The organism is Hymenobacter agri (assembly GCF_054778495.1).
Genome location: NZ_BAAGZM010001336.1, coordinates 1 through 502 on the forward strand (window position 1 = coordinate 1; position 502 = coordinate 502).

Annotated in this window: 1 pseudogene; it reads left to right on the forward strand. The window is 64.5% G+C overall.

The features are described from left to right. Positions 1–502 (forward strand): annotated as a pseudogene (locus ACYVDE_RS26090) (MGH1-like glycoside hydrolase domain-containing protein); the annotation flags it as partial.

Genomic DNA, 502 nt, shown 5'->3' on the forward strand with positions numbered 1-502 from the left:
GCCATGGCCCGCGCCGGCCTCGACGCCCTCGACGCCGAGCACCGCGACCTCGGCCGCTACCTGCTCTACTGCGACCAGCCCACCGAGCTGCTCTTTTGCGAAAACGACACCAACCCCACCGTTTTCGGCAAGAAGCGCAAGCGCAAAAACAAAGCGGGCCTGTATTTCAAAGACGGCATCAACGAGTACGTGGTGAACGGCCAGACCACCGCCGTGAACCCCGCCCAGCACGGCACCAAAGCTGCCGCCCGCTTCGACCTCACCATCGAGCCCGGCCAGGCCCGCACCGTACGCCTGCGCCTGAGCCAACCCACTCACGACGCTCCTTTTGCCGATTTCGACGCGCTGTTTGCCCAGCGCCGAGCCGAGGCCGACGAGTTCTACGCCTGCCTCCAGCAAAACCTGCCCAGCGCCGACGCCCGCAACGTGCAGCGCCAGGCCTTTGCCGGCATGCTCTGGAGCAAGCAGTTTTATTATTACGACGTGAACCAGTGGCTTGACG